The 24,395-nt window shown below is 50.3% G+C and carries 22 protein-coding genes and 1 other annotated feature; of the genes, 15 read left to right on the top strand and 7 right to left on the bottom strand.

Going from position 1 to position 24,395, the window contains the following annotated elements; genetic code table 11:
• Window positions 1-3: 3 nt before the first annotated feature.
• On the bottom strand, window positions 4-528 hold the full coding sequence (locus tag IEY46_RS11730) for a type 1 glutamine amidotransferase domain-containing protein (protein ID WP_188992197.1): 525 nt from the start codon (window positions 526-528) through the stop codon (window positions 4-6).
• Between the two features lie 86 nt (window positions 529-614).
• On the opposite strand from IEY46_RS11730, the gene IEY46_RS11725 reads away from it, so the two are divergent.
• The 5 genes from IEY46_RS11725 (at window position 615) to IEY46_RS11705 (ending at window position 4,103) form a co-directional block, all read left to right on the top strand.
• A complete protein-coding gene (locus IEY46_RS11725) occupies window positions 615-1,058 on the top strand; it encodes a VanZ family protein (protein ID WP_188992196.1) in 444 nt (147 codons plus the stop codon).
• Between the two features lie 318 nt (window positions 1,059-1,376).
• Window positions 1,377-1,790 carry a YgiT-type zinc finger protein gene (locus IEY46_RS11720; RefSeq protein WP_188992195.1) on the top strand — a complete coding sequence of 138 codons (414 nt, stop codon included), beginning with the start codon at window positions 1,377-1,379 and terminating at the stop codon, window positions 1,788-1,790.
• Window positions 1,791-1,834: 44 nt separating this feature from the next.
• Window positions 1,835-2,191 (top strand): bacillithiol system redox-active protein YtxJ, encoded by a 357-nt coding sequence (ytxJ, locus tag IEY46_RS11715; protein WP_188992194.1) that lies wholly within the window; start codon window positions 1,835-1,837, stop codon window positions 2,189-2,191.
• Window positions 2,192-2,397: 206 nt separating this feature from the next.
• On the top strand, window positions 2,398-3,405 hold the full coding sequence (gene ccpA / locus IEY46_RS11710; RefSeq protein WP_188992193.1) for a catabolite control protein A: 1,008 nt from the start codon (window positions 2,398-2,400) through the stop codon (window positions 3,403-3,405).
• On the top strand, window positions 3,402-4,103 hold the full coding sequence (locus tag IEY46_RS11705; RefSeq protein ID WP_188992192.1) for a 5'-methylthioadenosine/adenosylhomocysteine nucleosidase: 702 nt from the start codon (window positions 3,402-3,404) through the stop codon (window positions 4,101-4,103). The genes ccpA and IEY46_RS11705 overlap by 4 nt, the downstream gene beginning before the upstream one ends.
• A 122-nt stretch (window positions 4,104-4,225) precedes the next feature.
• Here IEY46_RS11705 and IEY46_RS11700 read toward each other — a convergent pair whose 3' ends face one another.
• Both IEY46_RS11700 and IEY46_RS11695 read right to left on the bottom strand, forming a co-directional pair.
• A complete protein-coding gene (locus tag IEY46_RS11700) occupies window positions 4,226-5,404 on the bottom strand; it encodes an acetoin utilization protein AcuC (protein ID WP_188992191.1) in 1,179 nt (392 codons plus the stop codon).
• A gap of 21 nt (window positions 5,405-5,425) precedes the next feature.
• Complete coding sequence (locus tag IEY46_RS11695) at window positions 5,426-6,058, bottom strand: GNAT family N-acetyltransferase (protein ID WP_308422792.1); 633 nt, start codon at window positions 6,056-6,058, stop codon at window positions 5,426-5,428.
• 178 nt (window positions 6,059-6,236) lie between these two features.
• Here IEY46_RS11695 and acsA point away from each other — a divergent pair, with 178 nt between their 5' ends.
• A complete protein-coding gene (acsA, locus tag IEY46_RS11690) occupies window positions 6,237-7,961 on the top strand; it encodes an acetate--CoA ligase (protein WP_188992190.1) in 1,725 nt (574 codons plus the stop codon).
• 115 nt (window positions 7,962-8,076) lie between these two features.
• Here the strand turns inward: acsA and IEY46_RS11685 are convergent, their stop codons facing one another.
• On the bottom strand, window positions 8,077-11,211 hold the full coding sequence (locus IEY46_RS11685; protein ID WP_188992189.1) for a transglycosylase domain-containing protein: 3,135 nt from the start codon (window positions 11,209-11,211) through the stop codon (window positions 8,077-8,079).
• A 195-nt stretch (window positions 11,212-11,406) separates the two neighbouring features.
• Window positions 11,407-11,691: a binding site (T-box leader), on the top strand.
• A 52-nt stretch (window positions 11,692-11,743) separates the two neighbouring features.
• Here IEY46_RS11685 and tyrS point away from each other — a divergent pair.
• From tyrS to floT, 3 genes are all read left to right on the top strand, one after another.
• Entirely contained in the window at window positions 11,744-12,997 is a 1,254-nt protein-coding gene (gene tyrS, locus IEY46_RS11680) for a tyrosine--tRNA ligase (protein WP_188993754.1), read from the top strand.
• A gap of 294 nt (window positions 12,998-13,291) precedes the next feature.
• Window positions 13,292-13,819, top strand: a complete 528-nt coding sequence (locus tag IEY46_RS11675; RefSeq protein WP_188992188.1) for an NfeD family protein — start codon at window positions 13,292-13,294, stop codon at window positions 13,817-13,819.
• A gap of 64 nt (window positions 13,820-13,883) precedes the next feature.
• Entirely contained in the window at window positions 13,884-15,431 is a 1,548-nt protein-coding gene (floT, locus tag IEY46_RS11670) for a flotillin lipid rafts scaffold protein FloT (RefSeq protein WP_188992187.1), read from the top strand.
• 67 nt (window positions 15,432-15,498) lie between these two features.
• Here floT and rpsD read toward each other — a convergent pair whose 3' ends face one another.
• Window positions 15,499-16,098, bottom strand: a complete 600-nt coding sequence (rpsD, locus tag IEY46_RS11665; RefSeq protein WP_188993752.1) for a 30S ribosomal protein S4 — start codon at window positions 16,096-16,098, stop codon at window positions 15,499-15,501.
• Window positions 16,099-16,465: 367 nt separating this feature from the next.
• Here rpsD and IEY46_RS11660 point away from each other — a divergent pair, with 367 nt between their 5' ends.
• The 5 genes from IEY46_RS11660 to IEY46_RS11640 all read left to right on the top strand — a co-directional run bounded on the left by IEY46_RS11660 (window position 16,466) and on the right by IEY46_RS11640 (window position 21,219).
• Complete coding sequence (locus IEY46_RS11660; protein ID WP_229750251.1) at window positions 16,466-18,394, top strand: sensor domain-containing diguanylate cyclase; 1,929 nt, start codon at window positions 16,466-16,468, stop codon at window positions 18,392-18,394.
• A gap of 148 nt (window positions 18,395-18,542) precedes the next feature.
• Window positions 18,543-19,277, top strand: coding sequence for a hypothetical protein (locus IEY46_RS11655; protein ID WP_188992186.1), 735 nt, complete (start codon window positions 18,543-18,545; stop codon window positions 19,275-19,277).
• A 74-nt stretch (window positions 19,278-19,351) separates the two neighbouring features.
• Complete coding sequence (locus tag IEY46_RS11650; protein WP_188992185.1) at window positions 19,352-20,467, top strand: aminopeptidase; 1,116 nt, start codon at window positions 19,352-19,354, stop codon at window positions 20,465-20,467.
• Window positions 20,468-20,501: 34 nt separating this feature from the next.
• On the top strand, window positions 20,502-20,798 hold the full coding sequence (locus IEY46_RS11645; protein WP_188992184.1) for an HPr family phosphocarrier protein: 297 nt from the start codon (window positions 20,502-20,504) through the stop codon (window positions 20,796-20,798).
• A 133-nt stretch (window positions 20,799-20,931) separates the two neighbouring features.
• Window positions 20,932-21,219, top strand: coding sequence for an Fpa/YlaN family protein (locus IEY46_RS11640; protein WP_188992183.1), 288 nt, complete (start codon window positions 20,932-20,934; stop codon window positions 21,217-21,219).
• Window positions 21,220-21,313: 94 nt separating this feature from the next.
• Here the strand turns inward: IEY46_RS11640 and cax are convergent, their stop codons facing one another.
• On the bottom strand, window positions 21,314-22,375 hold the full coding sequence (gene cax / locus IEY46_RS11635) for a calcium/proton exchanger (RefSeq protein WP_188992182.1): 1,062 nt from the start codon (window positions 22,373-22,375) through the stop codon (window positions 21,314-21,316).
• A gap of 175 nt (window positions 22,376-22,550) precedes the next feature.
• Between cax and IEY46_RS11630 the strand changes: the two genes are divergently transcribed.
• Window positions 22,551-22,931 carry an Asp23/Gls24 family envelope stress response protein gene (locus IEY46_RS11630; protein ID WP_188992181.1) on the top strand — a complete coding sequence of 127 codons (381 nt, stop codon included), beginning with the start codon at window positions 22,551-22,553 and terminating at the stop codon, window positions 22,929-22,931.
• 284 nt (window positions 22,932-23,215) lie between these two features.
• Here IEY46_RS11630 and ftsW read toward each other — a convergent pair whose 3' ends face one another.
• Window positions 23,216-24,382, bottom strand: a complete 1,167-nt coding sequence (gene ftsW / locus IEY46_RS11625; RefSeq protein WP_188992180.1) for a putative lipid II flippase FtsW — start codon at window positions 24,380-24,382, stop codon at window positions 23,216-23,218.
• Between the last annotated feature and the right edge of the window lie 13 nt (window positions 24,383-24,395).

The raw sequence follows: 24,395 nt of genomic DNA, 5'->3' as shown, positions 1-24,395 counted from the left end.
GCATTAACGGTCTTGGAAGGCGTCTACAAACGCTTTGGCATATGGCGGCAGATCTGGCGGTCTCCTCGAGGAGATCAGATTTCCGTCCACGACGACAGCTTCATCGATCCAGGTGGCTCCGGCATTTTCCATATCGTCGCGGATTCCAGGGGTTGATGTGACTTTTCGTCCGTTCAAAATTTTTGCGGAGATGAGAACCCAGCCGGCATGGCAGATCTGTCCGATCGGTTTTGCGGCTGCATCCATATCCTTGACAAGTTGAAGCACCTGAGGATATCTCCGAAGCTTGTCAGGCGCCCAGCCTCCGGGAACCAGAAGCCCGTCCACCTCGGAGCTGTTAACTTCGTCGAATGATAAATCGGCTTTTGCCGGAACACCGTATTTTCCGATATGAGTGCGGTTTTTTTCCGGTCCGGCAAACTGAACGGTTGCTCCTTCTTCACGGGCCCGGTAGACAGGGTACCAGAGCTCCAAATCTTCAAACTCATCATCCAATAGACAAATAATCTTTTTTCCTATGAGACTCATTGTTGTCCTCCTTAAGCTGAACTGAATCGGATTGATCGAATCTGGTTCTAAACGTCTATCCACCATATTGTATCGAAGGTGATCCTATGAAGCAAACTCTTCAACATACGGGCGGGTCGCGGAAAACGCGGCGCAGCCTCTTTTATTTTGTGCCCGCGCTTCTTATAATGGCTGCTATTTATTTGCTCTCATCGCGGACTAGCGGCGAGCTGGATACGTTCCTGCCGTGGTTCCAAAAGCTTGTTCCCGCCATGTCCAGCTTTGATTGGGGGCATTTTATCGCTTATTTTGTATTGGCGGCGGCTATTGATTTCGGATTCGGGTCGCGGGCGGACAACTGGGGCATGAAGATTCTGATTGTCATCTTATGTGGACTTTACGGGGTAACCGACGAGTACCATCAGTCTTTTGTCGGCGGCCGCACGCCGGATATCCTTGATATTCGCAACGATTGCATTGGAGCGGCTGTCGCCGTTGCACTTATTTCCATCCCCGCAATAAGGGAACATTGGCGGAAGGTGACCTCCTGAAACGGGGAACGCATGCAAAAATTACAAAACCCGTGGAAGCAGGACTTTCAGCAAAAGGAGTCGAATACCTTTATCGAAATATAAGATAAGGTTAAGTTTTCACTTATACCAGGCTTGTATTTCTAAGGGAAGAACGTGGCTAAGCCGCAAATGACGGCGTTAGCCGTTTATTCTTAGTCTTCGAATAAGAGCATGCCCTTTTACCTTGCGAGAAAAAAAGCTGCTCCGATCGAAACTGGAAGAAACGGATGCCGTATTCGTGCTTCGAATTGTTTCTTCTTAAATGACGGCCGGTTGCCGTGAGAAGGAGTGGACGATTTGCAGAAACCGTGTCCATGCGGTGATCTAATGCCCATTAAGCTGCGCACATTGATTTACTCCCGCACTGTGGAAATTGACAATGTCCCCATCTACTCCTGCCCATCGTGCAGGCGCAGCGAGGTGTTTCCAGAGGTCAAGCCGGACCTCACGGGACTGATCGGGAAACTGGGGGCAGAACCGGATAAACAGACTTACCTGTTTAACGAATGGAATGAATGGGCAGATTTATTAGTAGAGGCTTATCACGACCGAAAGCTGACCGATTTCGAAGCGATCAGGGACCGTACGGAAAACCGGATCAACGAGCTTCTTGATTTGTATACTGTTGCAAAAGCTGCCGCAGATGAAGCCTGGATTGCGGATTTACATAAACGGCTGGCACAGCTAAGTCGAAGAAGCTCTTTATTTTAGATATAATCGTCAAGCATACAGCTTTCAAAGAGGGGGCGCTCCTGTTGAAGCATCCGATGCCTCTCGTTACCATCAAACAGTGGGAAGAAGCGTTGACGGGTTCCGCCGGACTCCCGGTGCTTGTTTTCAAGCATAGCAGTCTCTGCTCAGTCAGTAGCGGTGCATATGACGAATTAGCCGCTTGGCTGGAGGATGCGGTCACATTATCCCTGTCATGTTTTGTTGTGGATGTTGTGGAATACTCAGCGGTCTCCCAGGCCATTGCCGCTAGTGTCGGGATCCGTCATGAATCACCGCAGACGCTGTTTATCGAGAATGGAATCGTTACCTGGCACGCTTCTCATTGGAGCATAACATACTCGGCATTAGAGGATCACCTTGGGAATCATTGCGAAAAGTAGTATTTTGTCGTATCATAACGATAAAGTAGGACGGTGCGATTTGGAAGAAGAAACCACTTCAGCTTGATTCTATGCCTTGCGTTTGCCGGGCATCTATTCAGGCAGATGCCTCCGGAGCAGGCATAGCAGGTTTCTTCCCATAGAACGATAGAGAAATGTGTGGAAAACTATCGTTACAAAAATTTGAACTAATGGAGAGAAGGACCTTGACCGTAACCATTTATGATGTAGCAAGAGAAGCAGGCGTATCCATGGCCACGGTTTCACGGGTCGTGAACAACAATCCCAATGTGAAGCCCCAAACACGCAAAAAGGTTTTTGAAGCGATTGAGCGTCTGGGCTATCGTCCGAACGCGGTAGCGCGTGGTTTGGCCAGCAAAAAAACGACCACTGTCGGGGTCGTCATTCCCGATATTTCCAATGCTATTTTTGCTGAGGTCGCGCGCGGCATCGAGGATATCGCGAATATGTACCACTACAATATTATCCTTTGCAATGCCGACAAGAAGAAGGATAAGGAAATCCGTGTCATCAACACGCTTCTGGAGAAGCAGGTCGACGGTCTGCTGTTTATGGGCGGAGCCGTGACGGACGAGCATCTTCAGGCCTTCAAGACCTCCAACGTTCCTGTGGTGCTCTGTGCCACAACGGATGAGAATGATTCTATACCATCGGTAGACATTGATCATGAGGCTGCGGCTTTCGATGCCGTCCAGACATTAATCAACCAGGGCCATAAGCGCATCGCGATGATCAGCGGCACTCTGCAGGATCCGTCCAACGGGTACGCACGATTCCAGGGTTATAAACGCGCGCTGGAAACTGCAGGCATTGATTATGATGAGAATCTGGTCCGCACAGGCAATTACCGCTATGAATCCGGTGTGGAAGCGATGAAATACTTCCTGGAGCTCCCGGAGCTGCCCACAGCCGTCTTCTCCGCGACAGACGAGATGGCAATCGGTGCGATCCATTGCATTCAGGATTCCGGCCGCAAGGTACCGGATGATTTATCTGTCATCAGCGTGGATAACAGCCGCATGGCTTCGATGGTTCGTCCGCAGCTGACCGCTGTTGCACAGCCGATGTACGATATCGGAGCGGTATCGATGCGTCTGCTGACCAAGCTGATGAAGAAAGAAACAGTCGAACAGGCTCGGGTTGTACTTCCTCATGAAGTGATCAAGCGCCAATCAGTAGGGAATCCGAAATGAGCAAGGCGTTAAAGATCGGCATCATGGGAGCAATGGCTGAAGAGATTGAATTGCTTCATAAGCATGTTGAACGAGCGAATTCGTTTGAAAAAGCCGGCATCACTTATGTGAGTGGCCATCTCCACGGCCATGAAGTGATCTTCTGCAAGTCGGGCGTGGGTAAAGTGAACGCGGCCGTCTGTACGCAGCTGCTTATTGACGCAGGGGCGGATTGCATCCTGTTCACCGGTGTTGCCGGGGCGCTGGATCCGAGTTTGAATATCGGCGATATTGTCGTTTCCACTTCATGTCAGCAGCATGATATGGATTGCAGGCCGCTAGGTTTCAGTCGGGGAGAAATTCCTTTCCAGGACGTTTCGGAATGGGTGGCGGATGCTGCGCTTGTTGATCTGGCTGTACGTGCCTGTGAGGATCTGTTTCCAGGGCGCAGCATGAAAGGGAAAGTGCTTTCCGGCGATCAGTTTGTGGCCTCCCGCGAGCTGGTCCGCGAGCTGCATGAGGAGCTTGGCGGTGCCTGTACCGAAATGGAAGGGGCTTCGCTTGCCCAGGTATGCGTAATGAACGGCACGCCATTTGTCGTGATTCGATCCATGTCGGACAAGGCGGACGGGTCGGCTCATGTTAATTTTGCAGACTTTACAGTAACCGCTTCTGTGAATTCCCATCGCATTATTGATGAAATGCTTCGACGGATGTGAACAGGCTGCGTCATTCCAATCCAATTAAAAAGGCTATCCGGTCACATCCGCTCTGAGGCGGATACCCGGTTAGCCCTTTTTTTTTTGATTATTGCGATTTCTCCAGTCGGAGGATTAAGCGCTCACAAGTCCTGCACGACAATTTCACTGATCCTGCGGTTGGATGACTCAATTTCCGCCCTGCGCGGTATCGGGGGCCAATCTCGGGTATCGTCCATCCAGTGCGTTGGAAGAGGCTCCGGACTCATGGATGAATAACGTTCCAGCCAACCCGCCGGCAGGGGCTCGTTAGCGTCGCTGGCGGCCAGTGTGGAGGAAATGGGGTGATCAGTCATTTCCAGCCATACAAGCGCCCAGGCACGCGGTACAACGCGCCAGATGTCATATCCGCCGCCTCCGACCGCTACCCAGCGGCCTTGGGCATGTTCATGGGCCAGGGAATGGATGATGGCAGGCATTTCCCGGTAGATGCGCATGCTGCAATGGGTATGCGAGAGCGGATCGAACGCATGTGCGTCGCAGCCATGCTGGCTGACGATAATATCGGGCTTGAATGCGGCCGCCACCTTCCGGATGGATGCCGTGAAGCTTTCCAGCCATGAATCATCTTCCGTATACGGATCTACGGGAACGTTATAGTTGCTGCCGAAACCATGCTCCGCGCCGCGTTCCTGGACGAAGCCGGTTCCCGGAAACAGAAACTTGCCGGTCTCATGGATCGAATACGTGCATACTTCCGATTCGTCGTAGAAAGACCATTGCACCCCATCCCCGTGATGGACGTCGGTGTCGATATATAGGACTCTGACATCATATTTCTTTCTGATATGGGCGATGGCGATCGCCGCATCATTATATACGCAGAAGCCTGAACCTCGATCCGGAAAAGCATGATGCAGTCCGCCGCCCATGTGATAGGCATGCAGAGTCTTTCCCGACATCACCAGATCCGCTGCCAGAACAGATCCGCCGACGATTGCCGATGCCGCCTCATGCATGCCTGGAAAGTAAGGCGTGTCTTCCGTCTGCAAACCATATCGCTGTGCTTGCTGCACCCAATCTTCCGGAGGCGGATCAAGGCTGAGCTGCTTCACGGCTTCGAGATAATCGCTGCGGTGAATGAGTGAAAGAAGGGTTTCGGAGGCGGGTGAAGCCTCGATGATATCTTCGCTCTTAAGCGCATCCAGTTCCTGAAGAAGATCGATAGCCAAACGGAGCCGCAGCGGATTAAAGGGATGCTGTTCATTGAATTTATACCGGGCCGCGCCCGGAGGCTGGATAAATACGGCGTTTGCCATCATCGGCCTTTCATCACCTTTCATTTAGTACATAAACCTCTGGCGAAAACGGACGCGGTCGAATTGTTCGACCGAAGATAGAGGGACTTCTCTTCCGATACGCACCATCAGACAATTGGCGGGATGCGAGCAAATCTCCGGATCATCAGTCGCAAACCAGACCATGCCTACCGATTTCATCAGCTTCTCCATCATGACACGGTAATCCCATACATTCAGGCCTGTGTTTTCAAGGTCCCAGTGCCAATAATATTCTGTTGTATAGACAATGGCGGTTTCCAGCTGCTCCTCTGCAAAAGCAGTTTCGATCATTCGCCTTCCCAGCCCCAATGACCGGTAGCTATTGGCCACTTCAATAGCCCCAAGCTCGATCAGGTCCTCCATTCCGCCTTCGGACCAGCGCTCCAGCTCGTCGGGGTAATGGAAGGTGACATAGCCAACGATAGTCTCTTCGTCCCTGACAGCGATTATCCGACCTTCAGCAAGCTCAGCAATTTCGATCAAGGCTTTATGCTGCTCTTTGGGCCTGCGGAAAGCGTCCAAATCAGGGTGGAGGGTCAGTCTGGACAAGACGTCGGCCGGAATTGGACCTTCTATGACCAGTTCACGGTTCTGATAGGGCAGACGCTGTGCCTGCATTATTTTGCGGTGTTCCAAAGCTCATGCTCCTTTCGGGGTCACCCTTTACTTATAACAAATAACCCGTGTGATGAAAAGGATGGTTTAACGAGTGGAGCGTATGTTATAATATGAAAGCGTATTCTGCTTTGACGATTGTGTCAAGGCCTATTGTTGAGAGAAATAGAGTTTTACATTGTGCAGGAGGATGATGATTATGACAGACATGCATCAAGAACGGATTCCGGCAACGGCTTCCGGCTCCAACATGACAAACTACGAAGAAATGGTAGAGCAATTCAGCTTCGACCAGATTGAAAAGCAGTTTTCCTGGAACGAAACGGGCAAGGTGAACATGGCATATGAAGCGATTGACCGTCATCTTGAACAGGGACTCGGCGGTAAAATCGCCCTCTACTATAGTGACAACAGCCGGGACGAATCCTATACGTTTGAACAAATGTCCAAGCAATCGAACCGGTTCGCCAATGTGCTTCGCGGCCTTGGAATCCAGAAGGGTGAGCGTGTATTTATTTTTATGCCGCGCACGCCTGAACTGTATTTCAGCCTTCTTGGCTCATTGAAGGCGGGAACGATTGTAGGCCCGTTGTTTGAAGCTTTCATGGAAACGGCGGTCAAGGACCGGCTGCTGGACAGCGGCGCAACCGCGATTATTACCACACCTGCACTGCTGTCACGCATTCCTTTCGGCGAGCTGCCGGATCTGAAGCATATTATCGTATTTGGCGACGACGTTGAGGAAAACGATCATATTGTAGACTTCAAGAAAGAGATGGCCAAAGCTTCCGACGAAACCCAGATTGAATGGCTCGGCAGGGAGGATGGACTTCTGATCCATTATACATCAGGTTCCACCGGCAAGCCGAAAGGGGTTTTCCATGCCCAGAATGCAATGATCCAGCATTATTTCACCGGTCAGGTGGTATTGGATCTGAAGCCGGATGACATATACTGGTGTACGGCCGATCCAGGTTGGGTCACTGGGACGAGCTACGGCATATTCGCCCCTTGGCTTAACGGAGCGACCAATGTCATCCGCGGCGGAAGATTCAGTCCGCAGGATTGGTACAAAACGATTGAGAAATACAAAGTTACGGTATGGTACAGTGCCCCTACAGCCTTCCGCATGCTGATGGGAGCAGGGGATGATGTAGTCAAGGAGTTCGACTTGTCGAGTCTCAGACATGTGCTGAGCGTAGGCGAGCCTCTGAACCCGGAAGTTGTTCGCTGGGGTCTCAAAGTGTACAATCAGCGCATTCACGATACCTGGTGGATGACGGAAACAGGCGGACAGCTGATCTGCAATTATCCAAGCATGGACATTAAGCCAGGATCCATGGGCCGGCCGCTGCCGGGCGTCGAGGCATCCATAATCGACGATAACGGCAACGAGCTTCCTCCCTTCCGGATGGGCAATCTGGCAATCAAGACACCTTGGCCGTCCATGATGCGCAAGGTCTGGAACAACCCGTCCAAATACGAAGAATATTTCCGGATACCAGGCTGGTATATTTCGGGAGATTCCGCTTATAAGGACGAAGATGGTTATTTCTGGTTTCAGGGCCGTATCGACGATGTTATTAATACGGCAGGGGAACGGGTTGGTCCTTTCGAGGTGGAGAGCAAACTGGTCGAGCATCCGGCGGTTGCCGAAGCCGGTGTTATCGGCAAGCCCGATCCGATGCGGGGCGAAATCATCAAGGCGTTTGTGGCTCTCCGTGAAGGTTATGAGCCATCTGATGAGCTTAAAGCCGAAATCTCGAAGTTTGTGAAGGAAGGGCTCTCAGCGCATGCGGCTCCCCGTGAAATCGAATTTAAAGATAAGCTGCCCAAAACACGCAGCGGCAAAATCATGCGGCGCGTTCTGAAAGCCTGGGAATTGAATCTGCCAACAGGTGATTTGTCCACAATAGAAGATTAACGTTTTACCATATCGAGCTCTTTATTATACTCATCCCTTATAATAAAAACCCGCCGTTCGCTTTTCCAAGCGAACGGCGGGTTTTTGGGTTAGCCTGCAGTTGCCGGCGACTGGATTATTTGAGATGAACGGTATAGGAGGAGGGTGATTCCCCTGATGCGTTCACGGCTGTGATTCTGAAATAACCGCTTGAAATATTGGAGATATATTCAAATCTCGCTTCTCCGGTCGAACCGATTTTGGTAAACTTTCCGCTCTGGCTGGCACTGTAATAGACATTATAAGAAGTGATTTTTTCATCAGAATTATTATCGTCCCAGTTCAGCTTAATCCCGATTCCGGTCGCTTCACCTTGAACACCCGCAGGAGCGGATGGGGGAGACGCAGCAGACTGATCGGTTCCGCTGTTGCCATTATTCAAGGGAGGCGAGTCTCCTCCTGATCCCCCTTCGGTTCCGGGCATGGTCCCGTCTCCTCCAGCCCCGGTGTCAGGCGCTGGTATATAGTTCGAGCTGTCTGTTCCTACAATTCCGCTAGGTGCAGATTCATGCCCCCCTACATCCACAGCCGTCACATAATAGCGGTACGTATTGCCGGGATTAGTCGAGTTGGTGAATTCCGTGCCGGCACCGGTCAAGACAGGAGAGCCAACATTGTTATAATTCGAGTTATTCATAGATCGGTACAAACGGTATCCCACAACATCGGCTTCCGGCGATTTGGCGAATTGGATCCGATAAGAACTTTTACCCGGAATGGGCTGCAGCCGGATATTGGATGGCGGCGACGGCGAATGACCATCTTCGATCCTTGGATCGACCTTGGAAGGTGCGTCTTTTCCGGCATCCGCAGGGAGATACGCGCTCATGGAACGTCTGCTGCTTGCTGGCAGCTTGGCTTGAGCTGCCGATATTTCAGCCATCAGCTCGTCAAGCGGCTTCTCGCGCTTGATAACAATTTGTTCATTGACCATATCGGACGGAGTACTCGGCTGAGGAATGTAATTGACCCCGTTGAATGTAATATAAGCCATGCTGACCAGTGCGTCATCCGACTCGGTGGGCAAGAACTTCTTGTTGAAATAGTCTGTAACCAGTTTGCCTGCCTGTCTGGTGAGCGTCGTCGGCAGCTTGCCGCTGACGCTGGAGACGGTCGCTTTAACAATCCCTGAAGGTTTATTGAACGCCTTGGTTGGGAAAAGATCGGGACGATCCTCGGTGACGGAGTTCATAATCTGTGTCCAGATCGTTCTGGCACGCGCTCTTCCGTCTTTGGAGAGGGTATGAACCTGCTGCTCATATCCCGCCCAGACCCCCAGCGTTACATCAGGTGTAAATCCCATAAACCATACATCGCCATAGCTTTGAGTCGAGCCGGTTTTTCCGGCGACGGGGATTTTACCATAGCCCTTGAATTTGGAGGCGATGGAGTGCCCGGTACCGCTCGAATCGGAAATAACGGTACGCATCATATCGGACATCAGAAATGCGGTCTGCTCCGAGAATACGCGGACAGGTTCTTTCTTGTGCTCGTAAATGACGTTGCCTTTGGCGTCGGTAATTTTACTGATCATATAAGCGTCATTGAACACCCCGTTATTAGGAATGCTGCCATAGGCATTTGTCAGCTCCTCAACGGAAACACCGACGCTCAGACCCCCGATAACCCCAGTCTGCGCATAATCGTCCTCAGGCTTCAGGGAAGTGATCCCCAGCTTGCGCGTGAATTTCCAAGCCTCGGCAATGGTAACCTTCTCATTAAAAATCTTGAGTGCCGGCAAGTTCAAAGAACGGTTCAGTGCTTCTCTTGCCGTAACGAGTCCCGCAAACCTCTTATTGGAATTCATCGGCAAATGAAAACCTTTCTGCCCATCCTTGAATACCATGGGAGCATCGTCGATAATGCTGCCGGGCTGGACAAGTCCTTTATCAATGGCAGGCAAGTAGGCGGCGATTGTTTTCATGGTAGAGCCCGGCTGCCTTGTCATCTGCGTGGCGTGATTCATCTGCTCCGTATAAAAGTCGCGGCCTTCAATCATGCTCAGAATCGCACCTGTTTTGTGATCAAGCAAGATAGCGGCAATTTGCTCCATGCCTTTTTCCTTGCTGTCCGGCGTGAAATTGTCGGGATCATTGCTGATTTTGTGCATCAGATTGTAGACGCGTTTATCAATAGTCGTATAAATGCGATAGCCACCCCGGAGCAGTTGGCTGCGTGCCTCTTCCAGCGCTGCAGAATTTTCTTTCTTGCGGACATCGATTTGGGTCAGATTCGGGTCCTTCTGCATCAATAGTATTTCTGCCGCCTGGCGCTCTGCCTCCAGCATCAGATAAGGAAAAGTGGAATAGGCCTTCTCCGTCGGCTTGGCAAGCGATGAGCGCAAATCGAATGCCATTGCCGAGTTGTAATCATCGGATGTGATACGCTTGTTCTCCAACATATACTTGAGTACATTATGCTGCCGTTCTACGGCCAGCTTAAAGCCGTTTTCATTAAATTTTCCTTTGCTGGTAAACGCCGCATATGCGGAAGGACGCTGTGGCAAACCAGCCAGATAGGCAGCTTGTGCGGTATTCAGTTGTTTCAGATCGGAAATATTGAAAATTCCCTTTGCAGCTGCTTTGATGCCATACAAATTATAACCGCTGTTGCCGGTTCCGAATTGAACCTTATTCAAATATGCGGTTAAGATTTCATCCTTGGTCATAAAACGCTCCAAACGCAGGGATAGGAATATTTCCTTTGCTTTGCGGGCGTCTGTCTTGTCAAGGGTAAGGAACACCTGGCGGGCAAGCTGTTGCGTCAAGGTGCTGCCTCCGGTCTGCGTAGTTTCATTGAGGAGCTTCTGCTTTACCGCTCGTCCCAGACCGTTGACATCGACACCGATATGGTTGAAGAAGTTATTATCCTCTGTTGCCAAAATCGCATTGATGACCTGATCGGGAATTTCCTCGCGGGTGACGATGCGCCGGTCTTCTTCTGTACGAAGCTGCCCAACCGGTGTGATGGCATCATTGAAATAAACGAAGCCCGTGGTGGCGTTCTCGTCAATTTTCGCCTCTATTTCGGTTCGGGAACGGATCGGTTCGTCCTTCACAAACGAAGCTACATAGCCGCTGGCAATACCTCCAGCGAACAAGCCGATTAACAATCCGAAAATAAATAACCATTTGACGGTAATGAGGGTCACAACTCCGAATGTACGCCATTTGCTGTGTCCATTCTTGTTCTGCCCTTGGTCTTGATTCATATGTAGATAACTCCTCCTCCGATTAACAAAAATATTATAGCATAAATCCCCAGCAGCGTGTATTTGCCGCATATTTTACAGATAAATATAGGACGATCCAGGATTCCAGTAAACAGGAATTTGATGTTAATGCCATCTGTTCGTTGACTAGGGCAAGGTGGGTATGATATAACCAAAGGCAGATAAAATCATATCACAACAGCATTGACAGGATTACAGTAGGGCTGCAGAATGACGTCAAACCAGAGAGCCGGTGGCAGGTGCGAACCGGTACGCGCTGCAGCGTGAATTACCGCCTCGAGCTGATCGGACGAACGAATGCTCCTGATCCATACAGGACGTTTTAAGTAGTCTGCTTCCGGATGATATCCGTTATGAAATGAAGTGAGAGCTGTTATTTTTGCACATCTATGTAACATACTTCGGATGGCATGGCTCTAATTAGGGTGGTACCGCGAGCAAATCCTTCTCGTCCCTTGCGACGAAAGGGTTTTTTTGTGTCCAAAAATAGTTATGGGAGTGATTCGGTATGGTGAAGTGGGATGAATTGTCAGACCTGCAGAAGCAGGAGGTGGAGCGTCAAATGGATGTCATCCGCAGGGGCGTCGTTGAGATTGTACCCGAGGATGAATTGAAGGCAAAAATAATTCATGCTGTGGCAACGGGCAAATCACTGAAGGTGAAGCTGGGTCTTGACCCTTCAGCGCCGGATATTCATATCGGCCATACGGTAGTGCTGCACAAGCTGCGTCAATTCCAGGAGCTGGGCCATGAAGTGCAGCTGATCATCGGCGACTTTACGGGACGCATCGGGGATCCAACGGGAAAATCGGAAACCCGCAAACAGCTTAGCGAAGAAGACGTCAAACGAAATGGCGAAACCTACAAAAAACAGATTTTCAAGCTTCTGGATCCCGGGAAAACAACGGTCTATTACAATTCGGAATGGCTGGGTCCCATGAATTTTGCGGATGTGGTTTCACTGGCTGCCAAGCTTACGGTTGCCCGTATGCTGGAGCGCGATGATTTCACCAAACGTTATCAGTCCGGGCAGCCGATCAGCATCCATGAATTTTTCTACCCGCTTATGCAGGGGTATGACTCCGTTGCTCTGGAGAGCGATGTGGAGCTGGGGGGGACCGATCAGAAATTCAATGTGCTGATGGGGCGGACCCTGCAGAAGGAATATGGCAAAGCCACACAAGCGACCATTATGCTGCCACTGCTTGAAGGGCTGGACGGCGTACAGAAAATGAGTAAAAGCCTGGGCAATTATATCGGCATCGATGAAGAGCCCAATGAAATTTACGGAAAATCGATGTCCGTACCGGACGAGCTGATGATGAAATACTATGAGCTTGCTACCGATATGAGCAATCAGGAGCTGGAGGAGCTGCGCAGCGGTTTGGCGGACGGCAGCCGGCATCCGCGCGATGTCAAAATGCAGCTGGCCCGCACCTTTGTCCGCATGTTCCATGGCGAGGAGGCTGCATTGGCGGCAGAGCAGCATTTTGTGACAGTCTTTCAACAGCGCGCTCTGCCCGAGGAAATCGAGACCGCCGTTCTACCCGCTTCCGAGCTGGAAGATGGACGTATCCGCATTGTTAAGCTTCTCACCACGCTTGGACTTCAGCCATCGGGCAGCGAAGCCAAGCGGAGCGTGCAGCAGGGGGCCGTTCGGATCAACGAACAGAAAATCGACGATCCCGGCGCTGATGTGGAGGTTGCCGAAGGGGATGTCATTCAGGTTGGCAAACGCAAATTTGCTAAAATAACGATTCAATAACAAGGCTTGTCCGGTATATACCGGGCAAGTTTTTTTGTCAAGCGTGCCCTTCGGGGGCAGCCATTCGACAAGACTGATCATACTCAGGAGCCCAAGGCCTATGTCAGGGAGCAGAAAAGAGATGAATTCGCTTTTCCGGGGCATTTTGCTGAAGCGAGGTAAAACGCGAATTCGGAAATTCTTGTACTACCCGCAATCTAATTTGCCGAGATCGAAACTTTCAGTTGTAATATAAGTAATAATTATGGGAATGTTTTGTAGATTAAAAGATAAGGCAAGGAAGGGAGGGTCAAGGTGGAAACCTTATTTTTGTCCTGTCTGATTGGCGGTGCCCTATTCTCAGTTGTCACGGTGATTTTCGGCGATTGGCTTAGCGTAGCTTTTGACGGAGCGCTTGACTTTCTGTCCACGGAGGGACATCCCATTATTCAGCCTATGTCCATTGTTGGCGGGATAACGGTCTTTGGAGGGGCGGGCCTGCTGCTGCACCGCTACAGTCCGCTGAGTACGGGAATGGATATCGCAGCGGCGGCAGCGGCGGCTATCGCGGCATCGTTTGTTGTATTCTTTCTATATATTAAGCCGATGCAGCGCAGCGAGAACTCGACAGGTTTTTCCCTTAAAGACCTTGCGGGCTCCATAGCCGAGGTGATGGTCCCGATTCCCGAAGTTGGTTATGGGGAGGTTATGCTGCGCAAAGGCGCAGGAGTCACCAATCAAATCGCTGCAAGCCATGACGGTGAAATGATTCCGTCAGGCGCAAGGGTTGTGGTCGTGGAGGTCAAAGACAACACGCTTTATGTCTCCAAGCTCGATTTATAGCATATGAGTGTGCAGCGAATGAAGAACAACCAATACCGCGCATAGAGAGAGGAGCAATTTCTTCATGACAGTACCAGATTATTTCATCATTCCCGGTGTGGTGGTCGCCGTTCTGATTGTTCTTGGCATCGCTTTCTGGGCCAGATACAAAACGGTGGGACCGGATGAATCCATGATTGTGACAGGTTCCTACCTGGGTAGAAAAAACGTCGATATAGATGAATCGGGGAGACGAATCAAAGTCATTCGCGGCGGCGGCGCCTTTATCCTCCCGGTATTCCAGCGGGCGGAGTTCCTTTCCCTGCTCTCCCATAAGCTGGATGTATCCACACCGGAGGTGTATACGGAGCAAGGGGTTCCGGTTATGGCGGACGGAGTGGCTATTATCAAGATCGGGGGAGCGGTTGAGGATATTGTGACAGCGGCGGAACAGTTCATGGGCAAGCCGACCGATGCGCTGAAAGGGGAAGCACAGGAGGTGCTCGAAGGGCATCTGCGGGCCATTCTCGGATCCATGACCGTTGAAGAGGTATACCGCAACCGCGATAAATTCGCACAGGAGGTTCAAAGCGTCGCGGCACGCGATTTGAAAAAAATGGGGTTGCAGATCGTCTCGTTCACGATCAAGGATTTGCGCGACAAACACGGTTATCTGGATGCGCTGGGTAAGCCGAGGATCGCCATCGTGAAGCGGGATGCCGATATTGCCGAGGCGGAAGCTATCCGAGATTCCCGGATTCAGAAGGCCCGCGCCGAAGAGGAAGGGCAAAAAGCGGAGCTGCTGCGCGATACGAATATTGCCGAAGCGGGCAAAGAGAAAGAGCTTAAAGTCGCGGCTTTCAAGAAGGAGCAGGACATGGCCAAGGCCGAAGCCGATCAGGCATATTCCATTCAGGAAGCCCGCTCCAAGCAGAGCGTGGTGGAAGAACAAATGAGAGTTGAAATTGTCCGCAAGGAACGTGAAATCGATCTCGAGGGCAAAGAGATATTGCGGCGCGAGAAGCAGTATGATGCGGAAGTTAAGAAAAAAGCGGATGCCGACCGGTATTCGGTCGAGCAGGCAGCCGAGGCGGACAAAGCGAAGCGTTACCGAGAAGCGGATGCGCTGCAGTATCGGATTGAGGCCGAAGCGAAAGCGAATGCCGAACAGAAGCGTCTTGAAGGTCTTGCCGTCGCAGATGCTGAACGGGCCAAAGGGACGGCTGAAGCCGAGGTTATCCGGCTGCGCGGTCTGGCGGAAGCGGAGGCCAAGGAGAAGCTGGCTGAAGCATTTGAAAAATTCGGCGAAGCGGCCATCCTGGACATTATCGTGAAGATGCTGCCCGAGCTTGCGGGCAAAGTATCGGAACCGCTCAGCAATATCGACAAACTGAGCATTGTGGATACCGGTCATGGAGAAGGTGCCGCGCGTTTAAGCAATTATGTGACCTCCTTAATGGCAACCGCTCCGGAAATGCTGAAAAATGTGTCTGGGATCGATCTGAATGCCATGGTCAAAGGGCTAACAAACAAAGGAAGCATGCCGTCCGGCAGCGCCCTTCGGAAGCCCGTTAAACCGTCTGAAGAAGCGAAACCGGTCTTGGCACCGGAAGACAAGCATGAGGAAGCCTAGTTTTATCAGCCCTATATATTAAGAAAAAGAGCAGTCCATGGTGGACTGCTCTTTTGGGAAATCGTGATTAACGGCTGTAGAACTCGACGATTTGTTTCTCATCGATTTCTTGTGGAAGCTCAGCGCGTTCAGGAAGACGAAGGTATTTGCCTTCGACAGCTGTATCGTTGAATTCCAGGTAATTTGGAAGGTAGTTGCGGCCTTCCAAAGCTTCTTTGACCGATTTGATTCCGCGGCTGCGCTCGCGAAGTCCAATTACTTCACCGAGGGAAACCGTGTAGGAAGCAATATCGACTTTTTTGCCGTTTACCGTGATGTGGCCATGCGATACAAGCTGGCGCGCACCGGAACGGGAATTGGCGAATCCAAGGCGGTACACGAGGTTGTCCAAGCGGCTCTCAAGGAGGGCCATGAAGTTTTCCCCGGCAATACCTTTCATTTTGGAAGCTTTGTCAAACAGGTTGCGGAACTGCTTTTCGTTCATGCCGTACATATGGCGCAGTTTTTGTTTTTCTTGCAGTTGGATACCGTAACCGCTCATTTTTTTGCGTTGTCCAGGACCATGTTGTCCCGGTGGAAATGCGCGTTTCAGTTCTTTACCAGTACCGCTTAAGGAAATGCCGAGGCGGCGGCTCAATTTAAATTTAGGGCCAGTATATCTTGACATGTGTCGTAAAACTCCTTCTTCAAATGGGATGTTTGAAAATGGGTGTTTCGCCGAGTACTGTCTGCGCTTAAACGACAATCGATCAAGTTCCTGACAGGCATGTTCAGCCGCAGTCCTGCCAGAGACAGCCTCAATGAGGGTGACACAAAACCGTTCCCATATATTCAACTATAAATATTATATAAGTGTAGGGTATAAAGTCAAGTGAAATCAAGGAATTATTCAAATCTATCACATTAATAATGGAAGTGAATCCAAAGACCTAGATCTTTGTGTCTAAAGTAGTGCATAATTTAAGATATTGAAGTATGATAGATCATATCTGTCATGTTGTTTATCCTTGCTAAAAGAGATGAGGCGATGCTGCTTGAGAAAGATATTTGTTCGTACAGACCAACCGACATTAGACGAAACCTTGTCCGGGGACGAACAAGCCTTGCAGCAGCCTTCCCTCTGGTTTGCGAATGAGGATATTTGTGAAGAAGATGAAACTCTTCTGCCTGGTTTGCTAAGGGAGAGCTTTCAGGAATGGCTGATCGCCTCGGCCCAATCGCCACTGGCGGAAGGACGATTAATAATAAGCGACATTCATGGGCATCTCATTGCCGTCTCGGACCCGGAGGCTCCGGAATCCCAAACGGCTTATAAGGATTATTGCGGGTTGGCTCAAGAGGCTTGCATAGAAGGAAAGACCCTCATCAGGGGGGACAAGCTGGCTGTTCCTTTAAGGAAGAAAAAAGACAACAGCTGCTTTGCCGCACTGATTGCCCAGAGGTTGTCTCACATTGAGGGACATGCTGCTCTTCTCGAAGCGGCTGCGATGCATATGAGGGTATTGTTCTTTTGCCATCTTGAGCGGGTATTTGTGAGGAATCTGCTGATCCAGCAGCAATCCAGCGAGAAGGATGCCGTCCGCAGGGACACGCTGTTTCAGACTGCTAAGCGCCTTCATGATCAGAATGATGTCACTTCGGTACTGAATGTCCTGCTGATCGATGTGGAGAACTTGTACCCGCATGCGGAGGTCGATCTTTATTTATCTCAGGATCATGTTAATGGCGACCGCAGGGTAAAACCTCTTTTGCTGCGGCATTCCGCAGCTGACCTTTACGCCCAGGCTTTCCTTGAAGGCAGACAGGTCGTTGAATACGAGGACGATGATCAGTTGAAGCTGGCGATCCCGATGAGCGGCAAGCAGGCGGTATACGGCGTGCTCAGCATCAGCATGAGGAAGGAACTTATGGAGGACTCCGACATTGGTGCGCTCGTGATGCTCTGCGATACTGCGGGCTCTGCTTTTGAAAATGCCAAGCTGTTTGAGCAGTCCAATTTGCTGATTGGCGAGCTTCAGCTCATTAATGAGCTGACCAAGAGACTAAACAAGTCGCTTCGGTTGAATGAGATTTTTCAGTTTGCAATGAGCGAGCTGCTGCATATATTCAAAGCGGATTACTGCAGTTTGCTTCAACTTAACAAGGAAACGAACCATTTCCAGGTGATGGCGAGCAATTGGCCTTTGGCAGCCAATGAAATATATTCAACCGCTTACGGATTTTGCGGTATGGTATTTGATACGAAGGAGCCGCTTATCATTTCCGATTATCAATGCACGCCGGTCGTCTCATCCAAGTTGATGGATGAAACCCATTCCCGTTCGCTTATCGCGGCTCCAATCATGGCGAATACGGATGTGGTTGGCGTCATCATGGTCACGCATAAGAATCCGAACTATTTTTCATATGACAATTATAAGTTGCTGCAGGTACTATCCACCCATATCGGTCTGGCCGTAACCAACGCTTCGCTTCATGCGGAGGTTCGGCGGATGGTCATCACGGATAATTTGACAGGGCTTCATGCCAGGCATTATTTAAATGAGCGGATTCAGGCCAGGCAGCGCAAAGACAAATGCGGATCGCTGGTTCTGGTGGATATCGATCATTTCAAAAAAGTGAACGATACGTTTGGACATCAAATCGGGGATCGGATTCTGATCCGTGTCAGTGAAGTGATCCGTTCGTGCATCCGGGACAGCGATATAGCTGCGCGATGGGGCGGTGAGGAACTGGCTGTCTATCTACCTCAAATCCGTTCCGAGCAGGCTCATCAGATTGCGGAAAGAATCCGCAGCCGTGTGGAGATGATGACAGAGCCGTCTGTCACGGTATCCTGCGGGCTGTCCGAATGGACTTTCGAGGATGAGAAGATCAGTGTGGAATCGTTGTTTTACCGGGCGGATATGGCGCTGTATGAGGCCAAGAATAATGGGCGCAATCGAATCTTTATCGGTGCTTAATTGAAGCAAGAGAAGAAGAGAGCAGGGCGGGAATCGCCGGAAGCTCTCTTTTTTTTTGCGATCAGCAGAATGCCGCATAAAGTGGGCGCTGGCAACAGAGGATACTTCATGAAGGTGAAGTAAAATTCGTTCGTAAGGAGAGCTCCGCATGAGATTAAACGTTGTTCTGACCGTTATGATAATCAGCCTGCTCGGAATAGCGGGCTGCGCCTCCGGTTCAATGAACCGCACGCCTGATGAACTGCTCGGATTGACGGTGTCCGGCCTATCCGGTGTCGATCATTATACGTTTAAGGGAACCACGAAAATTGCCATCGGGGATGGCACGGTAATAAAGCCCATTTCGTTTCAGGGCGAGGTAAGGAATCATGAACAGCTGGAGGTCAAATCCAGTGATAGTGATTCTGCGGCAGATCTGATTCATCCCCTGGAGCTGCTGAAGGAGATTGAGCAGTCCGCTGCTTCAACAGAGCTGATTGCGGCGGAATCGGATAAGGCAACAGCTGTATTGCAAATAAAGACGGACGAGAAAGCCGCTGCCCGGCTGTGGGCGGGCAGATTGCGCAGCCAGTTCAAGCAGCTTCAAAGCAGCATTCCGGGGACAGAAGTGAGCCCGCTGCAGCAGCAGGATGAATCCCAGGCGTCTGCTCAATTTAAAAAAGAATGGGATGCCGAGCTTGCCCGGTCCGGACGGCTGCTTGAGGAAATGCTGGCAACGCTCCATGTCAGTTCCACCTATAAGCTCCAGTTGGATCGATCAAAAATGCTGCCATTAAGGCTGCAGGAGCACACTGTGCTGCGTTATAAAACGCAGGGTCAGCAGCGGCAGGAAACAAGAAGCTCGGATGTATCCTTCCCATCCCTGGCTCAAAGACGTAAATAGGACCGATGAATGCTGCGTGCAGCCTGGTTGAAATAATGGTAGGATGATAGGAAACGAAAAAGGAGGTTCACCCCATGCGCGACCCGCGACTGCAGATTCTGGCTGCCAATCTGGCCGGATATTCCATCAACGTCCAGCCAGGCGACAACGTTTTGATCGATATGATCGGTACGGAGCGTGAGCTTGCCAAATGCTTAATTGAAGAAGTGGCAAAAAGAGGCGGACGCCCTTTTGTCGAGACCAGCGACCGCTCTATTCTGCGCACTCTGCTCCAAAACGCAACCAAGGAACAAATGGAGCTGTGGGCCTCATTCGATTTAAAGCGGATGGAGGCGATGGATGGCTATATCGGCATCCGTTCCGGTGAGAATGTGAATGAGCTTGCTGATGTTCCAAGTGAAAACATGCTGCTGTATGATCGGCTGTACCGCCATCCGATCCATCTGGAAAGACGGGTGAAGCATACCAAATGGGTGGTGCTGCGTTATCCGAATGCTTCTATGGCCCAGCTTGCGAATATGTCCACGGAAGCTTTTGAGGATTTTTATTTTGACGTATGCAATCTGGATTACGCCAAGATGGACAAGGCGATGGACCCGCTTGAGAAGCTGATGGCCGAGACCGGTCAGGTCCGGCTGGTAGCGCCGGGAACCGATTTGTCTTTCTCCATGAAGGGGATCGGGGCTAAAAAATGCGCAGGTCTGCGCAATATACCCGACGGGGAAGTATTCTCCGCCCCAGTGCGCGACTCCGTTCAAGGCACGATTACCTACAACACGCCGTCAGTATATTCCGGTATCACTTTCGAGAATATTTCCTTCACGTTTGACAAAGGCAAAATCGTAAAAGCAACCAGCAATGATACCGCAAAGCTGAATGAGATTCTGGATACTGATGAAGGGGCCAGATATATCGGAGAGTTTAGCCTTGGCTTTAACCCTTATATTCTAGTCCCTATGAAAGATACGCTCTTCGACGAAAAAATTGCAGGCAGCCTTCATTTTACACCTGGGCAAGCTTATGAAGAAACCGATAACGGCAACCGTTCTGCCGTTCACTGGGACCTTGTGCTTATCCAGCGACCAGAGTACGGGGGCGGGGAAATATATTTTGATGACCGTCTGATTCGCAAGGATGGAAGGTTCGTGGTCCCCGAGCTGGAACCGCTGAATCCCGAAAAATTGAAATAAAAGCCCCTTGTCTGCGATGCAAAATCGGGTTATGATGAATGCAGCAACAGCATTTATAGCAAATGTAACTAAAAATGGAGGGATTCACATGTCCAACAATGCAGCAATCGTTGACATCTCGCAGACGGCAAATAAATTCCGGTCGTCCATCGTACTTCAAGCCGAAAATAAATATATCGACGTTAAAAGCATTCTCGGTCTCTTCACTACGTTGGTCGGTGGACATTCCTATGAACTGCATGTTCACGGTCCGGACGCTGAAGATGCCAAAGCAGCAATGGCAGAAGTGTTTACCAAACATAATCTGGACATTAAGATTCTGTCCGAATAGGCTGCTAAATAATAAAGAAAGCGCTTCGCCAAATAATTGGCGGGGCGCTTTGCGTTTTGACCTTGTACTATGGCTCGTTATCGTCTAATATAAAGATAAACAAGGGCGAGCACCACGCACAAGGGGGAGTACGATGTCTTCATCCGATGTTCTCATTCATTTACATCAAAAAGCGATCAATCTCCTTCAGGAAGATGCTTATAAAATCGAGAAGCTGATTGAAGTACAAATGGAAAACTTGGCCACAAGAAAATGTCCCCTTTATGAAGAGGTATTGGACACGCAAATATATGGCTTCTCCAGAGAAATCGATTTTGCCATTCGTGCCGGTCTTGTTGCCGAAGTAATTGGCAAAGAAATCATCAGCAAGCTTGAGCGCAATTTGGCACAGCTGTATGAAGCCATGAACAACAAAGTCTGACCGCGCGTTAGCGTGGTTTTTTTTGTGGAGCAATAAGCAAAAGACACTCCCGGAACAATTGGGAGTGTCTCTTTCTGTGTATGTGCGCGCGTTCTTATATCAGGTAGAATGCAAAGCCAAGGATGATATAGACCATGACCAGCAGCGACCCTTCATACCAGTTCGTCCGGCCGTCCTGGGCAATGGATTTGGCGATAAAAACGGCAACGGCAATGGAGGCCAATTCAATGGGGGTAAACACAATATCCATTGTATTGCCGAACAACAAGCTGACGAAAATAAGAACAGGTGCGACAAACAAAGCAATCTGCAGGCTGCTGCCGACAGCAATCTCTACCGCTGCCCCAATTTTATTCTTCATTGCAAGCATCACAGCTGCGCTGTGCTCGGCGGCATTCCCGACTATAGCAATGACAAAAGCCCCGACGAACAATTCAGACAGCCCGAATTTATCCGTGAGACTGTCCAGCGTACCGACCAGCCATTCGCTGACAAAGGCGGTCATAACGGTTGCGACGACCAAAAACAGGATAGAGGTCCTCATGGACCATGCGGGATGTTCCCCTTTGTCTGGCGTGCTTTCTTCTACGTCCGCGAGAACGTCTTTGTGGGTGATCATGGAGAAAACCAGCCACAGAATGTAGGCCACAATAAGAATACCGGCGATGGCAATACTGAGAGTCTTGCTGTGCTCGACGGAATAATGTTCAGTTGAAATAAAGATAGCGGGGATGACCAGCGCAATTACAGCCAGAATCATGAGGGAGGAATTATGGCTGGCCAGTTGAACATTGAATCGCTGTTCTTTGAACTTGAGCCCACCCAGAAATACACTTAGACCGAGCACCAGCAGCAGATTGCCGATAATGGAGCCGGTGAGGCTGGCCTTGACCATATCGAACAATCCTTCTTTGACCAGAAAGATGGCGATAATCAGCTCTGCCGCATTACCGAAGGTCGCATTAAGAAAGCCGCCCAGACGCTGTCCGGCATAATGGGCGACGCTTTCGGTCGCTTTCCCCAGAAATCCGGCAACGAACAATATGGCAGCCGCTGAAATAATAAATTCGTATAGGGTACCGAAATGGGCGTAGTGCGCGATGCCACTGAGAACGAACAACACAATCAAGGCCGTGAAAAACATTTTTTGGTTCACCCTTATTTGCACCTCAGCTTAGTAAATTAGATTGAAATCTGTTAAACACTATAGCGGAAAAAACTGGGCATGTAAACCGATGCGTATCCTTGAGCCAGGCAGTTGTATTCTGACCTTGCTTCGACTCTTATCATCCATTACAATGGAAGCATATTGGGAAAGAGGAGTGTGTGGCATGACCGATGAACTTCTTACCGGCATTATTCGAATTGCAGATGATGTAGTCGCCACCATAGCAGGGCTTGCCGCGCTCGAGACTCCAGGGATCGCCGCCATGTCGGGCGGAATATCAGAGGGCCTTGCCAAACGGTTAAGCGGTAAAAATGCACAAAAAGGTGTTTCTGTCGAAGTCGGGCAGTTGGAAGCCGCAATTGATTTACGCGTTATTGTGCAGTATGGCATTCCCATTCAAGAAGTATGCCGCAGGCTGCAGGATAATGTTCGCGAGGCTGTGGAGAACATGACCGGACTGAATGTCGTGGAAGTGAATTTAAAGGTTGAGGGCGTAGCCTTTAAGGGAGACGAAGTTGAGGAAACCATGACTCGCATCAAATAAGACCATTAAGAACCGTCCGGGTCCGGACGGTTTTTTGCTTGCAATAAGGGAGGAAGCTTAAAGCGCTGTAAGGACTGCGGCAGCCGTTTCTTCTTGAATTATAGGAAAGTATAAATTTTCGTCATTCTTTCTCTATAATTCTATAAGAAACTCGCGTCGCCGTAAGGATGGCGACAGCCATTTCTTCTTGAACGGGCAAATACGAGCAGAAAAAAACCGGCGGGGCTTGGCCCATGCCGGTTTTTGACATATGGAATATTCTTCATGACGGGGCGTGGCTGAATTTATCGGACAAACCGGTTACCTTTTTCCGGCTTGTTATGCTCGCGGGATATGCTAAGCAATACACCGATGCAGGCCAATGAAACAAGGAGCGAGGAACCGCCATGGCTGATGAAGGGCAGCGTTACCCCGGTCAGCGGCATGGCTCCGGTAACCCCGCCAATATTGATGATGGTCTGTACGGCCAGCAAGCCAACGATGCCAACCCCCACAACGGTTCCGTAACTGTCGGGACAGCGCAGGGCAATAAGCAGACCCCGCCACAGAAAGACCAGATAAAACAAAAGAAACAGCGCGCTTCCGATAAAACCGAATTCTTCGGCAATAACCGAGAAGATAAAATCGCTGTATGCGTAAGGAAGGTATTTAAGCTTCTGGACACTATGTCCGAAGCCGGCCCCCGTGATGCCTCCATGGCCTAGAGCCTGCAGAGAGCGGGACAGATGATAAGTGCTTCCGAGCTCATCAGCCTCGGGATTCATGAAAGCGGAAAACCGGTCAATCCTGTAGTTCCAGGTATCCGGACTCTTCATCATGGAAATGCTGGTTCCCGCTGCCACGAGCACGGCAATGAGCATCCCGGCAAGGAAAAGCTGTTTCAAATTAGCCCCGCCGGCAATGATAATGATCAGTGAGCAAGCTGCGATGACAATGCAGGATCCCAAGTCGGGCTGGAGCATAATCAATCCGCAAATCAAACCAATGACAATAAAAACAGGAACAAGACCTTTTTTGAAGTCCCGGAATTTCTCGCCTTTTTTGGTGATCAGGGAGCCCAGATAAAGGATGAGCCCGAGCTTGGCGAACTCCGTGGGCTGTATGCCCAGCGGGCCGATATTGAACCAGCTTCGCGCCCCGTTTATTTCCTTGCTGACGAAGGGGACCAGCAGGAGCATAATCAGAACGGGGATAAAATAAAGAATGTAGGCTTTTTTGAAAACGGTGTATGGAATGTTCATGATCAGGAACATCAATCCGGTACCGAGCACCGCCCAAATGAGCTGTCTTTTCGTAAAATAGAGCGCGTCATAGTTGTAGGCCTCGGTTATGACAGCGGTGTTGGAGCTGGCGCTAAAAACCATCACAAGACCAAAACCGACAAGCACAAGAGTCAGGACGAGTAGTAAAAAATCCGGCCTGCCGCGCAGGCCGTCCGTCTTTTGTTTCATCCGAGGTACAAGC

Source organism: Paenibacillus nasutitermitis, assembly GCF_014641075.1.
GTDB lineage: Bacteria > Bacillota > Bacilli > Paenibacillales > Paenibacillaceae > Paenibacillus_Z > Paenibacillus_Z nasutitermitis.
This window is presented reverse-complemented; position numbering and strand designations above follow the sequence as displayed.

What these genes read in the sequence shown, in the direction of transcription:
- IEY46_RS11730 (WP_188992197.1), bottom strand. Translation starts at nt 528, where the DNA reads ATGAGTCTCATAGGAAAAAAGATTATTTGTCTATTGGATGATGAGTTT.
- IEY46_RS11725 (WP_188992196.1), top strand. Translation starts at nt 615, where the DNA reads ATGAAGCAAACTCTTCAACATACGGGCGGGTCGCGGAAAACGCGGCGC.
- IEY46_RS11705 (WP_188992192.1), top strand. Translation starts at nt 3,402, where the DNA reads ATGAGCAAGGCGTTAAAGATCGGCATCATGGGAGCAATGGCTGAAGAG.
- IEY46_RS11700 (WP_188992191.1), bottom strand. Translation starts at nt 5,404, where the DNA reads ATGATGGCAAACGCCGTATTTATCCAGCCTCCGGGCGCGGCCCGGTAT.
- acsA (WP_188992190.1), top strand. Translation starts at nt 6,237, where the DNA reads ATGACAGACATGCATCAAGAACGGATTCCGGCAACGGCTTCCGGCTCC.
- IEY46_RS11685 (WP_188992189.1), bottom strand. Translation starts at nt 11,211, where the DNA reads ATGAATCAAGACCAAGGGCAGAACAAGAATGGACACAGCAAATGGCGT.
- floT (WP_188992187.1), top strand. Translation starts at nt 13,884, where the DNA reads ATGACAGTACCAGATTATTTCATCATTCCCGGTGTGGTGGTCGCCGTT.
- rpsD (WP_188993752.1), bottom strand. Translation starts at nt 16,098, where the DNA reads ATGTCAAGATATACTGGCCCTAAATTTAAATTGAGCCGCCGCCTCGGC.
- IEY46_RS11655 (WP_188992186.1), top strand. Translation starts at nt 18,543, where the DNA reads ATGAGATTAAACGTTGTTCTGACCGTTATGATAATCAGCCTGCTCGGA.
- IEY46_RS11650 (WP_188992185.1), top strand. Translation starts at nt 19,352, where the DNA reads ATGCGCGACCCGCGACTGCAGATTCTGGCTGCCAATCTGGCCGGATAT.
- IEY46_RS11645 (WP_188992184.1), top strand. Translation starts at nt 20,502, where the DNA reads ATGAATGCAGCAACAGCATTTATAGCAAATGTAACTAAAAATGGAGGG.
- IEY46_RS11640 (WP_188992183.1), top strand. Translation starts at nt 20,932, where the DNA reads ATGTCTTCATCCGATGTTCTCATTCATTTACATCAAAAAGCGATCAAT.
- IEY46_RS11630 (WP_188992181.1), top strand. Translation starts at nt 22,551, where the DNA reads ATGACCGATGAACTTCTTACCGGCATTATTCGAATTGCAGATGATGTA.
- ftsW (WP_188992180.1), bottom strand. Translation starts at nt 24,382, where the DNA reads ATGAAACAAAAGACGGACGGCCTGCGCGGCAGGCCGGATTTTTTACTA.